The organism is Sphingomonas sp. M1-B02, from assembly GCF_026167525.1.
Classification (GTDB): domain Bacteria; phylum Pseudomonadota; class Alphaproteobacteria; order Sphingomonadales; family Sphingomonadaceae; genus Sphingomonas.
This window is the reverse complement of sequence record NZ_CP110679.1, coordinates 3,399,237-3,413,491: the sequence shown is the minus strand read 5'-3', so window position 1 is coordinate 3,413,491 and position 14,255 is coordinate 3,399,237. Positions and strand designations below refer to the sequence as shown.

At 67.8% G+C, this 14,255-nt stretch carries 14 protein-coding genes; 3 read left to right on the top strand and 11 right to left on the bottom strand.

Features of this window, described 5'->3' with window-relative positions; translation table 11 throughout:
* Nucleotides 1-139: 139 nt before the first annotated feature.
* Both OKW87_RS16495 and rnr read right to left on the bottom strand, forming a co-directional pair.
* Nucleotides 140-481, bottom strand: coding sequence for a hypothetical protein (locus OKW87_RS16495; RefSeq protein ID WP_265541125.1), 342 nt, complete (start codon nucleotides 479-481; stop codon nucleotides 140-142).
* 39 nt (nucleotides 482-520) lie between these two features.
* Nucleotides 521-2,791, bottom strand: coding sequence for a ribonuclease R (rnr, locus tag OKW87_RS16490; protein ID WP_265541123.1), 2,271 nt, complete (start codon nucleotides 2,789-2,791; stop codon nucleotides 521-523).
* Nucleotides 2,792-2,845: 54 nt separating this feature from the next.
* Here rnr and glpD point away from each other — a divergent pair, with 54 nt between their 5' ends.
* Nucleotides 2,846-4,303, top strand: coding sequence for a glycerol-3-phosphate dehydrogenase (gene glpD / locus OKW87_RS16485; RefSeq protein WP_265541121.1), 1,458 nt, complete (start codon nucleotides 2,846-2,848; stop codon nucleotides 4,301-4,303).
* Between the two features lie 53 nt (nucleotides 4,304-4,356).
* Nucleotides 4,357-4,689, top strand: coding sequence for a PilZ domain-containing protein (locus OKW87_RS16480; protein WP_265541119.1), 333 nt, complete (start codon nucleotides 4,357-4,359; stop codon nucleotides 4,687-4,689).
* Nucleotides 4,690-4,696: 7 nt separating this feature from the next.
* Here OKW87_RS16480 and OKW87_RS16475 read toward each other — a convergent pair whose 3' ends face one another.
* From OKW87_RS16475 to proS, 6 genes are all read right to left on the bottom strand, one after another.
* A complete protein-coding gene (locus OKW87_RS16475) occupies nucleotides 4,697-5,167 on the bottom strand; it encodes a DUF6644 family protein (protein WP_265541117.1) in 471 nt (156 codons plus the stop codon).
* A 3-nt stretch (nucleotides 5,168-5,170) separates the two neighbouring features.
* Nucleotides 5,171-5,524 (bottom strand): DUF6152 family protein, encoded by a 354-nt coding sequence (locus OKW87_RS16470; RefSeq protein ID WP_265541115.1) that lies wholly within the window; start codon nucleotides 5,522-5,524, stop codon nucleotides 5,171-5,173.
* Nucleotides 5,525-5,555: 31 nt separating this feature from the next.
* On the bottom strand, nucleotides 5,556-6,176 hold the full coding sequence (locus OKW87_RS16465) for an alpha/beta hydrolase (RefSeq protein ID WP_265541112.1): 621 nt from the start codon (nucleotides 6,174-6,176) through the stop codon (nucleotides 5,556-5,558).
* A 103-nt stretch (nucleotides 6,177-6,279) separates the two neighbouring features.
* On the bottom strand, nucleotides 6,280-7,239 hold the full coding sequence (locus OKW87_RS16460; protein ID WP_265541111.1) for a pectinesterase family protein: 960 nt from the start codon (nucleotides 7,237-7,239) through the stop codon (nucleotides 6,280-6,282).
* A gap of 55 nt (nucleotides 7,240-7,294) precedes the next feature.
* Nucleotides 7,295-7,894, bottom strand: coding sequence for a TIGR02466 family protein (locus tag OKW87_RS16455; RefSeq protein ID WP_265541109.1), 600 nt, complete (start codon nucleotides 7,892-7,894; stop codon nucleotides 7,295-7,297).
* 2 nt (nucleotides 7,895-7,896) lie between these two features.
* Nucleotides 7,897-9,426 (bottom strand): proline--tRNA ligase, encoded by a 1,530-nt coding sequence (gene proS, locus OKW87_RS16450; RefSeq protein WP_265541107.1) that lies wholly within the window; start codon nucleotides 9,424-9,426, stop codon nucleotides 7,897-7,899.
* An 85-nt stretch (nucleotides 9,427-9,511) separates the two neighbouring features.
* Between proS and OKW87_RS16445 the strand changes: the two genes are divergently transcribed.
* Nucleotides 9,512-10,420 (top strand): DMT family transporter, encoded by a 909-nt coding sequence (locus OKW87_RS16445; protein WP_265541105.1) that lies wholly within the window; start codon nucleotides 9,512-9,514, stop codon nucleotides 10,418-10,420.
* A 4-nt stretch (nucleotides 10,421-10,424) separates the two neighbouring features.
* Here the strand turns inward: OKW87_RS16445 and OKW87_RS16440 are convergent, their stop codons facing one another.
* The 3 genes from OKW87_RS16440 to gcvPA all read right to left on the bottom strand — a co-directional run bounded on the left by OKW87_RS16440 (nucleotide 10,425) and on the right by gcvPA (nucleotide 14,167).
* Nucleotides 10,425-11,009 carry a DUF938 domain-containing protein gene (locus OKW87_RS16440; protein WP_265541103.1) on the bottom strand — a complete coding sequence of 195 codons (585 nt, stop codon included), beginning with the start codon at nucleotides 11,007-11,009 and terminating at the stop codon, nucleotides 10,425-10,427.
* A gap of 180 nt (nucleotides 11,010-11,189) precedes the next feature.
* Nucleotides 11,190-12,812 carry an aminomethyl-transferring glycine dehydrogenase subunit GcvPB gene (gene gcvPB / locus OKW87_RS16435; RefSeq protein WP_265541101.1) on the bottom strand — a complete coding sequence of 541 codons (1,623 nt, stop codon included), beginning with the start codon at nucleotides 12,810-12,812 and terminating at the stop codon, nucleotides 11,190-11,192.
* On the bottom strand, nucleotides 12,809-14,167 hold the full coding sequence (gene gcvPA / locus OKW87_RS16430) for an aminomethyl-transferring glycine dehydrogenase subunit GcvPA (RefSeq protein ID WP_265541099.1): 1,359 nt from the start codon (nucleotides 14,165-14,167) through the stop codon (nucleotides 12,809-12,811). Before gcvPA ends, gcvPB begins: the two co-directional genes overlap by 4 nt.
* Between the last annotated feature and the right edge of the window lie 88 nt (nucleotides 14,168-14,255).

The following is a 14,255-nucleotide window of genomic DNA, read 5'->3' as shown; positions in this document are numbered from 1 at the left end:
CGGTCGCGAGCCCCGGGGGCCCGCGAGCGCGCTCTTTGACAAGGCCAAGAGTCACGGCCGAAAATTGCTAAGATATTGATTTAATTGAATATTTCTGTTCGCAAAAACGTGCGTTGGTGCGACTTTCTGTGACTTTCGCCTATGTGCGATATGCGAACAGGATCGCCCCGGCGATCACCAGGCAGGTCAGGATCACGATCGGCACCAACACCCGCCGCCGCTGGTCCAGCTCGCTCTGATACGCCGCCAGGTCGATCCAGTAGCGCCCCGGCGACGCCTCGCGGATCACGCCGCCGCGGCGCATCCGATCGAACTGATGCTGGATGATCCGCCGCTGCGGCACATAGGCCACCGCATCCTCGGCGCTGATCGCGTGATGCACGAAGAAATGCCCGACGATCTTGCGCCGCGCGCGGACGATCATCGCTGCGATTGTAGGTGCCGGTGACGCTGCAAGCATGAACCACCTCCCGATCGTCACGCGCCGAAGCTGGCACGAAAGTCGGAGCCGCTCAATCGCCTATCGCTTGCGCCCCTGGTGGCGGATATTCGCGGGCCGCCCGCGATGCTTGATCACCCGCTTCGCGCCGCCGCCGCGCTCCTCGCGACCGCCGGCGCTCCCCTTCCCGTCCGGAAGCTCGAAGCGCAACGCGCCCGAGACGGGGTTCGCATCCGCGAGCCGTAGCTTGAGCCGCTGCCCCATCGCGAAAAACTCGCCGCTATGTTCGCCCACCAACCGCTGGCTGGCCTCGTCGTAGCGGAAATATTCGGTGCCCAGATCGCGCACCGGCACCAGCCCGTCGCCGCCAATCCCCTCGATCGTCGCGAAGAAGCCGAAATTCTGCACGCCCGTGATCCGCGCATCCATCACCTCGCCGACATGCGCCGAGAGATAGGCGGCGACATAGCGATCCACCGTCTCGCGCTCCGCCTCCATCGCGCGGCGCTCGAGCTGGCTGATGCTCTCGCCGATCCGGTCCATGCTGACCGCCTCCTCAGCGCTAAGCCCGCCGGGCCCAAGATCATAGGCCCGCACCAGCGAGCGATGGACGATCAGATCGGCATAGCGGCGGATCGGCGAGGTGAAGTGGCCATAGCTGCCCAGCGACAGCCCGAAATGGCCGGCATTCTCCGGCCCGTAATAGGCCTGGGTCTGCGAGCGCAGCACCTGCTGCATCACTTCGGCGCGGAAATCGGCATCGCCGACCTTCTCGAGGATGCGGTTGAACGTCGCAGGCTTGATCACCTGCCCCAGCGCGAACTCGACCTCGAAGGTCTTGAGATATTCCTTGAGCGCGACAAGCTTCTCGCGCGCGGGCGGCTCATGGACGCGGTACATCACCGGCGCCTTCTTATATTCCAGCGCCTTGGCCGCGGCGACATTGGCCGCGATCATATAATCCTCGATCAATTTATGCGCATCGAGCCGCTCGCGCGGGGCGACCGACATGATCCGACCCTGCTCGTCGAGCACGATCCGCCGCTCGGGGAGGTCGAGGTCGAGAGGCTCGCGCTTCTCGCGCGCCTTGAACAACGCCCCCCAGCAATCCCACAGCGGCTTGAGCGCCGCTTCGATCGCCGCGCGCCGCTCGGTGCCCAGCGTCAGCCGCTCGTCGAGCAACGCCCGCTCGCTCTCGGGCCCATCGATGATCGTCTGCGCATCGTCATAAGCGATGTTGGCGGCGATACTCACCACCGCGCGGGTGAAGCGCCAACTCTTGAGCTCGCCCGCCTTTGACACCTGGAGGTGGCAGACCAAGGCCGCGCGATCCTCGCCTTCCTTCAGCGAACAGACTTCGGCCGACAGTATCTCGGGCAGCATCGGCACGACGCGATCGGGGAAATAGACCGAATTGCCCCGCTTGCGCGCTTCCTTGTCGAGCTGCGAGCCGGGCCGGACATAGAAACTGACGTCGGCAATCGCGACCACGGCCTTCCAGCCGCCTTCATTGTTCGGATCGTCGTCGGGCGTCGCCCACACCGCATCGTCATGATCGCGCGCGTCGGCGGGATCGATCGCGACGATGGGCAGATGCCGCAGATCCTCGCGCTTGCCCAGATCCTGCTTCGAGACCCGCTCCGCCTCCTCGAGCAACTCGTCCGAGAAGACGTTGGGAATGCCATGCTTGTGGATCGCGATCAGCGAGAAGCTGCGCGGCTGGAAGGGGTCGCCCAGCCGCTCGGTGACATGCGCGAACAGCCGCGGCGGGCGCCCCGCCTTGTTGGCCAGCACCAGATCGCCTGGCTCTGCGCCGTTGCGCTCGGAAATCGGCAGGCTGGTCCGGTCCTTCTTGTCGATGCCCTGCAGATAGAGCCGCCCGCCTTCTTCATGGACGACGCCGAGCATCTGCTCCTCGCCGCCCTCGAGCTTCTTCATCGGATGCGCGATCCAACCGTTTCCGGCCTCTTCGGTGCGCGCCAGGATCCGGTCGCCGACGCCCAGCGCCCCGCGCTTGCCCCGCTCGCGCACCCGCAATCGCGGCTGGGGAATGCCCTCCGCCTCCCAGCGCTCGGGCACCGCCCAGACGGTGCCGTCGGCGACATCGGCGATCCGCAGCACGGTCACCTTGGGCAGCCCGCCCATCTTGTGGAAGGCGCGGCCCGGAGCACTGTCGATCAGCCCCTCGTCGCCCATGTCCTTGAGCAATTGCTTGAGCGCGATCTTGTCCTGCGCGTGCAGCCCGAACGCCTTGCCGATCTCGCGCTTGCCGGCGGGCGTGTCCGAGCTGGAAATGAAATCGAGGATCTGCTGCCGCGTCGGCAGCCCTGCGCGTTGCTTGGGCTTTGTCATCGGGCTTCAAGATAGGGACTCGTGCCCGCTTCTCCAAATGCCTAGCGTGGCGCGGTGAGCTACGATCTCCTCATCGTCGGCGGCGGGATCAACGGCTGCGCGATCGCCCGCGAGGCCTCGCTGAATCGCCTCACCACGCTGCTGGTCGAGAAGGACGATATCGCCGGCCACACCTCCTCGGCCTCGACGAAGCTCATCCATGGCGGCCTGCGCTATCTCGAAACCTATGAGTTCCGCCTGGTCCGCGAAGCGCTGCACGAGCGCGAGCGCCTCCTCGCCGCCGCCCCGCACCTGGTCCGGCCGATGACCTTCGTGCTTCCCCATGCCCATGCCGTGCGGCCGTGGTGGATGGTGCGCATCGGCCTCTATCTTTACGATCTGCTCGCCGGCAGATCCTCGCTCCCACGATCGCGCGGGCTGCATGCCGACGATCGGGCCTTCACCGATCCGCTCGCCGGCGATCATCGCGGCTTCGTCTATTCGGACGCCTGGGTCGACGATGCCCGCCTCACCCTCGCCAACGCGCAGGACGCGGCCGCGCAGGGCGCCGAGATCGCCACGCGCACCGCCTTGGTCTCCGCCCGGCGACAAGGCGGGCATTGGCGCGCGACGCTGTCCGACGGCCGCGAGATTCGGGCGCGCGGCATCGTCAACGCCGCCGGCCCCTGGGTTCGCGCCTTGCTCGAAGACCTCGGCGTCGCCAGCGAATCGCGCGTTCGCCTGGTCAAGGGGAGCCACATTGTCGTCCCCCGCCTGTTCGACGGCGACCATGCCTATATCCTCCAGCAGCCCGACAAGCGCATCGTCTTCGCCATCCCCTACGAGAGCGCCTTCACCGAGGTCGGCACGACCGACATTCCCGTGGACCGTCCCGAGGATGCGATCTGCTCCCCCGAGGAGACCGACTATCTCTGCGCTGCGGTGAACCGCTATTTCACGAAGCAGATCGCCCCCAGCGACGTCGTCTGGAACTGGTCCGGAGTCCGACCGCTCCATGACGACGGCGCGGCCAAGGCGCAGGCGGTCACCCGCGACTATGTGCTCGAACTCGATAGCGACGGCCCACCGTTGCTCTCGGTCTTCGGCGGCAAGATCACCACCGCCCGCGCGCTGGCGGAAGAAGCGATCGAGAGAATCGGCCCGGCCCTGGGCATCGACCCCGCCCCCAGGACCCGTGCCCGCGTCTTCCCCGGGGGCGCCATCGCCGGCTTCGAGCGCCATCTTGCCCAGGTTACCGCGCGCTGGCCCTTCCTCGGCCCGCAGCGCGCGCGCCGGATGGCGCATGCCTATGGGGCGCTCCTGCCCGAGATGCTGGAAGGCATTGCCGACGAGGCGGCGATGGGCACCGCCTTCGGTGGCGGTCTCACCGAAGTAGAGGCGCGCTGGATGCAGGCTCGCGAGTGGGCACGGACCCCCGAAGACGTCCTGCTCCGCCGCTCGAAACTGGCGCTCCATCTGTCCGAGGCAGAGCGAGCCCGGTTTGGCGAATGGTGGTCCGCCAGCTTTGCTTAAGAACTTGTTGAGATGTGCTGCACTAGCGTCGCCGCTGGGAGGGCAGGACGAGCATGGCGACAAGACTTTCGCAGTTCCGCAGCGTCGCGCCCGCATCGGTCGATCAGCGCCGCGACGTGCGGCATCGCATCCTCGTCACCCGCGCTACTGTCCGCCGGAAGGACGATCCCCCCGTCGAGGCGACGCTGCGCGATCTTTCCATTTATGGCTGCCGCCTTGCCTGCACCTCGGTCCACCCGGCCGGCGAGCGGCTCTGGCTCAGCTTCCGCAGCGATCTGCCCGTCGCCGCAACGGTGGTGTGGAGCGACGGCACCCATATCGGCTGCCGCTTCGACGCCCCGATCGCGCGCAGCATGATGCGGGCGCTCACCCTGGTCATCTGCTGATCCGCCTTCAGCTATAGGCGATCAGCCGCCCGAGCGTGCCCACTGCAAGCCAAAGCAGCAGCGACGATACAGCAAGCGCCCGCACCAGCGCCGCCGGCATCGCGCCCCGCTTCCATAGCCAGCGGAACAGCGCCGCGTTGGCGAGCGCCAAGCCGATCAGCACGAGCTTGCGGTGAAAGGTCGCCGAACTTGCCAGCGCAGTCGCGTCGGCGGCAAATAGGATCGTGCCGCTCGCAACCAGAATCGCGAGCCCTGCGATCGCCACCGGCGTCAGCGCGCGCGAGAGTTCTCTGGCGGGCAGTCGCGTCCACAGCCCCGCCAGCCGCAGATCGACCACGGCGATCCCGCCCACCAGCATCACCAGCCCCAACAGGTGAATGGAATTAGCGAGCGGATAGGCCCAGGCGCTTCCGCTGGCCCACGCATTCAGCCCGGTCGAGTCGAGCCGGCCCGCCAGCCCGAGCAGCGCGGCCTCCACGCCTCAGCGCAGTTCGACGATCTTGTCGCCGGCCTTCACGCGCTCGATCCGCATTTCGGCGCTGCCGTCCTTTCGGGCATAGCCCGTCAGCGTGATCGGCTGACCCTTGTCGATCATCGCCGCCGTGAGACCGCGCGCCTCCATCCGCGAAACCGGGGCCAATACGACATCCCATTCCTTGCCCTGCCAGCGCATCTTGGCGCTGCCGTGCGGGTTGCCCCAGCTGACGCTGGTCAGCGATCCGGTGACGGTGATCGGCTTGCTTTCGTCATAGGCGCTCCAGCCATGATGCGCGAGCGCAGCGACTGGGACCGTGAGGGCAATCGCGGCGGCGGCGAATGTGGTGATGCGAGCCATAGGTTTCTCCAGCAGCGCCCCCGCGCGCACCCTAACCCGGATCGGCCCGGCGCCTCAAGAGCGTCGGACGCGATGCGCTCGATCCCGCGCCTATCAGCCGGTGCGCAACCTGGACATCGCGCTCGACGACCGCGGCGGTAAAGCGCTCGATCGCCAGCCGGGTCCGTCGCAGCGGGCTTGCCTCGCCGCGTTCGACAACGGCGCTGCCCCACCCCGCGGCAAGCGTCCGGATCTGCACCGATATCTCCCCCTGCGCGCTGTCCGCGCCCAGCACGATCGATGGGAATGGCAATGCGGTGCGTGGCGACGCGAAGGTATCAAGCAGCCCCTCGACCCCACCCTTTTCCTCGACTGGCTGGAAGAAGAGGGCGCCGGCCACCCGCGAGACATAGGTTTTGGGCGACAGTCGCGCCCACCAGGCCGTCGCGAAGCAACTCGCACCATGCGCCACGAGCAGCACCGCGTCGTCCGCCAGCGTCACCGCGGCGTCGAGCCGGGCGCCGAGCAGGTTCCGCTCGGCCTTGGTCCGTGCGGCATAGGGAATGTGCAGGCGGGAGCGCGGCTTGAAAAGGCCCGACCAGGCGGCGGGCGGGGCATCGGCGATCGTCACCAGCGAAAGGCCGTGTGGAAGAGACAGCGCACCGAGACCCATGGCGATTCTCCGAAGCTTGCGAGTCGCAATCTACACCGCAGCGCTGGGATATGAAGTGCCTAAAGGAAGCCCGAGCGACGGAGCGGTTCCGGCGTGCGACATATCATTCGCCGAGCACATTCTTCCACGTGAATGCGCGCGCCGCCGCCGCATCCAATATCCGCCGAGTCGGCGATGCTGGCCCCGCCCCCGGTCCGCGGCTGCCAAATTCGAACAGCCGCGCTTCCTGCGGGGTGAGGCGGCGCTGCTCGCCGTCGGGGCCCTTATAGCCCATCCAGGTCCAGCCCTCGCGCTTGATATGGGCGTCCATCCAGCAATCGAGGAAGACCGACTGGCCCGTAAGCGCCATATTGCCCCCTGCCCGCCACGGCCGTCCCAGCCAGGTCGAGCGCGCGGGGACGCCGGGTTCGCGGGTCAGGCGACATTGCGAAAAGACGAAGCCGAAAGGTTGGGCGGCGGGGGTGCTCGGCGCGGTGAGGTAGCCGTGATTGGGCGCGTTGGGCACCGCGCGCGTCACGATCTCGCAAGCGTCGAACCAGGCCGCGGCGCCGCCGAAGATGAAGTCGACCCCACCAAGGATCTTGCAGTTCGCGATCCGCGAGCGGCCCTGAACGTAGAGCGTGTCCTGATAGCCTTCGAGCCGGCAGTCCTCCACTATCGTGCGATCCGCATCGCGCCCGATCAGCAGTGCCACCGCCTGCGCGCCATTGCCGTCACCGTCGCGCTTGGCGCCGACATAGTCGAAGCTGTTGCGGATCGTCAGATTGCGCAGCGTCGTGCCGGGGGCCTCGATGCGCAGCGTCGCGGTGCGGCCGGTGCCCCAATTCTTGCCGTCGGGGTGGCGCATTCCCGCGTAGGTGCCGAAACTCAGCACCGTCTTCGGCCCGCTGCCGACGATCGCCAGGTTGGGCACCACGATCGTCAGCTTTTCGACCAGCACGCCTTCGCGGATCAGGATGCGATAGGGCCTGCCGCCCGCCGCCGCGGCGCGTTCGAGCGCCCTCCCCAGCGTGTCGGTGCGGGGGTCCACCACTGCGTCCCACTGTTCCTGGGCATGCGCCACGATCGGCAGCGCCAGCGCCCCGGCGAGGAAGCCGCGCCGCGGCAGCCAGGCGAACTCACCAGCGATAGTTGAAGCTCACGCTGATCCGCTTGCCCGTCCCCGATCCGGCGGGCACCTCGTGGCGCAGCCAGCTTTCCCAGAGCAGCACCGTGCCCGGCTCGGGGACGATCTCGACGAAGGTGCGCAGCATTTCGGGCACATCCTCGCGGCGCGGCGGCGCGGCCATCATCATCGGCAGGCGCGGATCCTCGAGCCGCAGCCCGCGCGAACCGGGTGGCAGCGTCACATAGACCGTGCCCGAGACGACGCTGTGCGGATGGAGATGCCCGCTATGCCCGCCCTTCCCGTCGAGGACGTTGACCCACAGACTGTCGAGCTTGAGCTTGCGACCGCCCAGCTCGAAGCCGCAGCCCTCGGCATATTTCGCGACATGGCGATCGAGTAGCCGCTTGAGATCGCCGAACGCGGGATCGCGGAGCGGCAGATCGTTGAGCGAGGCATAGGAGGTATAGCCGCGATAGCCCTTCTCTTTCGCCCAGCGCCGCCCGGCCAGATCGTCCTGCGCCAGTTGCAGGCACGAGGCCTCCAGCTCTTCGACCAGCGCGGCGTCGCCCAACGGCTCCTGATAGAGCAGCGAGGCGAAGAGCGTGCGCATGCTCAATAGGACCGCGCGACCAGGATCCGCTCGACCGCGGGCTTGCCCGTGAACAGGCAGTCGCCCGTCGCCGGCACCGCATCCTGGGGTACGTTGCGGAAGGTGAGCTTGAGCGCCTTGAGCCGCTCGACCACCTTGTCGAGCTCGGCCCCCGTAGGCTTCGACCAATTGACTTCAACCCAGCCGGGCTTGTCGCCTTCGAACGCTTTCTCCAGCGCCGCGAAATCCCCCACGTCGCGCCTGATGTTGGCGTCCATCCGTTCGCGCGCCTGCGCGTGGAGCGCCTGCTGGATGCTCTCCAGCATCTGCGCCGCCTCGCCCACGAAGTCCGCCCGCGGCACGACGGCGCTGTCGAGCTTGCCGTCCTCGCGGTACAGCCGATCGCGGCGGATCACCGAGACGGCGGCCCCGGCCATGTCGCGCCCGCCGACCTCGACGATGATCGGCGCGCCCTTCTTCACCCAGCCCCAGCGCTTGGTCTGCGCCTTGGCAGGCTTGAGATCGAGCAGGGCCCGCACCGCCTCGCCGAGCGCGGACAGCTTCGCCAGTTCCCGTTGCAGCGCCTTGCAATAGTCGATCAGCTCGGCATCCTCGTCCTTGTCGCGCAGCATCGGTACGATCACGATCTGCCAGGGCGCGACGCGCGGCGGCACGCGCAGCCCGTCGTCGTCGCCATGGACCATGATGACGCCGCCGATCATGCGGGTGGAGACGCCCCAGCTCGTGGTCTGCGCCAACTCGAGCTCGCCGGCGCTGTTCTGGAACTTGATGTCCTGCGCCTGGCTGAAGGTCGTGCCGAGGAAATGCGAGGTGCCCGCCTGCAGCGCCTTGCCGTCCTGCATCATCGCCTCGATCGAATAGGTCGAGACCGCGCCGGGGAAGCGTTCATTCTCGGGCTTCTCGCCCGCGACCACCGGCATCGCCAGGCAATTCTCGGCGAATTCGCGATAGACTTCGAGCATCTTGAGCGTCTCTTCGCGCGCCTCGGCCTCGCTGGCATGCGCGGTATGGCCCTCCTGCCAGAGGAACTCGCTGGTGCGCAGGAACATGCGGGTGCGCATCTCCCAGCGCACGACATTGGCCCATTGGTTGATCAGCACCGGCAAGTCGCGCCACGACTGGATCCAGCGGCTGAACGCGGCGCCGATCACCGTCTCCGACGTCGGCCGGACGACCAGCGGCTCTTCGAGCTTGGCGGCGGGATCGGGGACCAGCCCGCCTTTGCCATCCGAGATCAGCCGGTGATGCGTGACCACCGCCATTTCCTTGGCGAAGCCCTCGACATGATCGGCCTCCTTCTCGAAATAGCTCAAGGGAATGAAGAGCGGGAAATAGCAATTCTCATGCCCCGTCGCCTTGATGCGATCGTCGAGCAGCCGCTGGATCCGCTCCCAGATGCCATAGCCCCACGGCCGGATGACCATGCAGCCGCGCACGCCGCTCTCCTCGGCCAGATCGGCCTCGGTGATGACGGCTTGATACCAGGCGGCGAAATCGGCGTCGCGGGTGACGGAGAGGGCATGTTTGATCATAGCCAGCGCGGATAGCGCCTGGCACCGGCTTCGCAAAGGCCTGTCGGGCTTGTGTCGATGCTGCACCGCACCTAGGCCGAAGATCGTGACGCATCCGCCCTCCGACCGCATCTACAAGGGCCTCGCCCTGCGCCTGTTCGCGATCCTGTGCCTGTCGACGATGGGCGCGCTGATCAAGCTTGCCGAGACGCGCGGCGCGACGCTGGCCGAGACGATGTTCCACCGCCAGCTGTGGGCGGTGCCGCTGGTCGTCGGCTGGATCGCGGCGGGGCCGGGGCTGGCGTCGATCCGCACCGGTCGCTTCGGCGCGCATGTCGTGCGCACCGCCGTGGGGTTGACCGGCATGCTCTTCACCTTCGGCGCGGTTTTGCTCCTGCCGCTGGCGGAGGCGACCACGCTGCAATTCACCGTGCCGATCTTCGCGACGATCCTGGGCGCGCTGGTGCTAAAGGAGCGGACCGGGCGGCATCGCTGGGCCGCGGTGCTCACAGGCTTTGCCGGGGTGCTGATCGTCGCGCAGCCTTGGAGCGGGCATTTCCCGCTATACGGCGCCGCCGTGGGGCTGCTCGCGGCGCTGTTCGTGTCGATCGTCTCGATCCTGTTGCGCCAGATCGGCAAGACCGAGAGCGCGGGCACCACGGTGTTCTGGTTCTCCGTCCTGTCGCTCCCCCCGCTGGGCCTGGTCTATGCCTTCCAGCTGCAGGCGCATGACCCGCTGACCTGGGCTGTGCTGGTGGGCATCGGGCTGGTCGGCGGGATCGGCCAGCTCGCGCTCACCGGATCGCTGCGCTTCGCCCCCGTATCGACGGTGGTGCCGATGGACTATTCGGCTTTGATCTGGGCGACGCTGTATGGCTGGCTTCTGTTCGGGATGCTGCCGACCCCCTACACTTGGGTCGGCGCACCGGTGATCATCGCGAGCGGGCTCTACATCGTCTGGCGCGAACGGGTACGCCACGTCGCGATCACCGCCGTTGCCGGGCAGACGCCCTAGCATCTCAGCTCCGGCGATAGACCAGGGTCAGATTGTTGGCAGGCATGGCCTCGATCCGCCCGAGCGTGAAGCCCTGGGCCGCGGCGGTCACGTCGTCCAGGTGGCGCAGCCCCCAGCCGGGATTGCGCGCGCGCAGCGACAGGTCGAACGCCTCGTTCGACTCGGCGGTGGGCACGCCACGCTGGCGAAAGGGGCCGTAGAGGATCAGCGGCGCGCCCGGCCCAAGCAGCCGCTTCGCCTGCGCCATCAGCCCCAGCGTCGCCTCCCACGGGCTGATATGGACCATGTTGATGCACAGGATCGCGGCGGCGGAATCGATCGGCCAGCTCTCGGCAGCGGCATCGATCTCGAGCGGCGCAAAAATGTTGGCGCGCCCCGCGCACCAGGCGACGATCGAATCGCGCGCGGCGGGATCGGGGTCGCTGGGTTGCCAGTCGAGCGTGGCGAAGCGCTCGGCGAAGAAGGCGACATGCTCGCCGCTGCCGCTGGCGACTTCGAGCACCAGGCCGGCGGGCGGCAGGGTTTCGGAGAGCAAAGCGGCGATCGGCTCGCGGTTGCGGGTGGTGGCGGGGGCGTGTTTGCGGGTCATGGGGGCATGTGTCGCCGGAGGGGGCGGATGGCAAGCCTACCAAGCTCCTCCCCGGCACGGGGAGGGGGACCGCGGCGCGCAGCGGCGTGGTGGAGGGGGCTCACCGCAGGCGAGTCGCTCGCGGATAGCCCCCTCCACCATGCTGCGCATGGTCCCCCTCCCCGCACCGGGGAGGAGCGCTCAGTCCGCGCCCTTCCAGGCCAGCACCGGCTTCCGCGCCGCGAGCGTTTCGTCCAGCCGGCGGCGCGGTGCAAAATGGGGGGCGCCCTTGAGCGCGGGTGCGCCATTCTTCGCCCGCGTCGCGACCGAGCGGAACGCGCCGATGAACTGGTCGAGCGTCGCCTTGCTCTCGGTCTCGGTCGGCTCGACCAGCATCGCGCCGTGGACGACCAGCGGGAAATAGACCGTCATCGGGTGGAAGCCCTCGTCGATCAGCCCCTTGGCCACGTCGATCGTCGAGAAACCTTCGGGCAGGCCTTTGTCGCTGAAGATCGCCTCGTGCATGCACGGCCCCGAGCCCGCGAAGGGCGCGTCGAGCACATCCTCCATGGAACGCAGGATATAATTGGCGTTGAGCACCGCATCCTCGGCGACCTGGCGCAGCCCGTCGGCGCCGTGGCTCAGGATATAGGTCAGCGCCCGCGTGAACATGCCCATCTGGCCGTGGAAGGCGGTCATCCGGCCGAAGCTGGATGCATGATGCTCGCCCGCGGTTTCCTCCTCGACCAGGACGAACTGATCGCCCTGCTTCTCGACGAAGGGCAGCGGCGCATAGGGCGTTAGCGCTTCGGAGAAGACCACCGGGCCCGAGCCCGGGCCGCCGCCGCCATGCGGGGTGGAGAAGGTCTTGTGCAGATTGATGTGCATCGCGTCGATGCCTAGGTCGCCGGGTCGCACGCGGCCGACGATCGCGTTGAAGTTGGCGCCGTCGCAATAGACATAGCCGCCCGCCGCGTGGACCGCCTCGGATATCTCGCGCATGTCGGGCTCGAACAGGCCGCACGTGTTGGGGTTGGTGATCATCACCCCCGCGACGTCGGGGCCGAGGCGAGCCTTGAGCGCCTCAAGGTCGACTCGCCCTGCTGCGGTGGCGGGAATGTCCTCGACCGAAAAGCCCGCGAACGCAGCGGTGGCGGGGTTGGTGCCGTGCGCGCTTTCGGGGACCAGCATCACCTTGCGGGTCTGCTCGCCCTTGGCGTCGAGTGCAGCGCGGATCGCCAGCACCCCGCACAGCTCGCCATGCGCCCCGGCTTTGGGACTCATCGCGACCGAATGCATGCCGGTGAGCGTCACGAGCCAATGCGCCAGCTGGTGGATGACTTCGAACGCGCCCTGGCAGCGGTCGACCGGGGTAAGCGGGTGGAGATCGGCGAATCCGGGCAGCCGCGCCATCCGCTCGTTGAGGCGGGGGTTGTGCTTCATCGTGCAGCTACCGAGCGGGAATAGGCCCAGGTCGATCGCGTAATTCTGCCGGCTGAGGCGGGTGTAATGGCGCACCGTCTCGGGCTCGGACAGGCCGGGGAGGCCGATCGGGGCGGTGCGGGCGAGGTTGCCAAGGCGCGAAAGCCCTCTCCCCTCCGGGGAGAGAGTTGGGAGAGGGGCAGAGGGCTGCGCTTGCGACTGCCCCTCTCCCGGGAGGGGAGAGGGAGCGAAGTCGAAATCCACCCCGGTCGTCTCGCTCGATCCGATCTCGAAGATCAGCGGCTCGTCCAGCATCAGCGCGCGGTTGCCGGTGAAGGTCTCGCCGCTGCTTTCGCCCTGCTCCGGCGCGGTCGGACGCCAGCCGCTTTGGTTGATCGTCATGCCAGTGCCTCCTCGAGTGCGACGGCAAGGGTTTCGACATCCTCCGCGGTGCTGGTTTCGGTAACCGCGACGATCAACCCGTTCTGCAGCGCCTCGACGCCCGGATAGAGCCGGCCGAGGGACACACCGGCCAATATGCCCCGATCCGCAAGCGTGCGGACCATGGGGCGGGCTTCTCTGGGGAGCTTGAGCGTGAATTCGTTGAAGAAGCGGTCGGTCACCAGTTCGACCCCGGGCACCGCAGCCAGTCGATCGGCCGCAGCGCTCGCGCCGGCATGGTTGATCGCCGCCAGCTGGCGCAGGCCCTTCTCGCCGAGCAAGGTCATGTGCACCGACCAGGCGAGCGCGCAGAGCACCGAGCTGGTGCAGATGTTCGACGTCGCTTTCTCGCGGCGGATATGCTGCTCGCGGGTGCTAAGCGTGAGCACGAAGCCGCGCTTGCCCTCTGCGTCCACCGTCTCGCCGCACAGCCGGCCGGGCATCTGCCGCACCAGCTTCTCGGAGCAGGCGAACAAGCCCACATAGGGACCCCCGAACTGCAGCCCGACCCCGATCGACTGGCCCTCGCCGACGACGATGTCGGCGCCCATCTCGCCTGGCGACCGGATCGCCCCCAAGGCCACCGGCTCGGTGACGACCGCAACCAGCAGCGCCTTCTTCGCATGGCAGGCGTCGGCCAGCGCCGACAGGTCGGCAATGCGGCCGAGAATGTCGGGATATTGGACGACCACGCACGAAGTCTCGTCGTCGATCAGTGCGATCAAATCGTCGCCATCGGCATCGGCACCCAGCGTCGGCAGCCGCGTGTCGAGCACGTCCCCGGTGAACTTCGCCATCGTCTGCGCGACCGAGACGTAATGCGGGTGCAGCCCGCCCGAGAGGATCGCCTTGCCGCGGCGGGTGACGCGGCGCGCCATCACGATAGCCTCCCAGCAGGCGGTGGAGCCGTCATACATCGAGGCGTTGGCGACATCGCAGCCGAGCAGGCGCGCAACCTGCGACTGGAATTCGAACATCACCTGGAGCGTGCCCTGCGCGATTTCGGGCTGATAGGGCGTGTAGGCGGTCAGGAACTCGCCGCGCTGGATGATATGATCGACCGAGGCGGGGACGTGATGCCGATAGGCCCCTGCCCCCAGGAAGAAAGGCGCGTCGCCCGCCGCGAGGTTCTTGCGGGCCAGCGCGCTCAAGTGGCGCTCGACGGCCATCTCGCTGGCGTGGAGCGGCAGGCCGTGGACCGGCCCGTCCAAGCGGGCGGCTTCGGGCACGTCGATGAAGAGATCGTCGATCGAGGCGGCGCCGATCGTCGCGAGCATGGCGTCGCGGTCGGGCTGGGTAAGGGGCAGATAGCGCATTTTACAATCTCCCCCCTCCCGCTTGCGGGAGGGGTCGGGGGAGGGTCTGTAGGAAGAAAGCGCGCCGCCTGCGGACACGCCCTCCCCC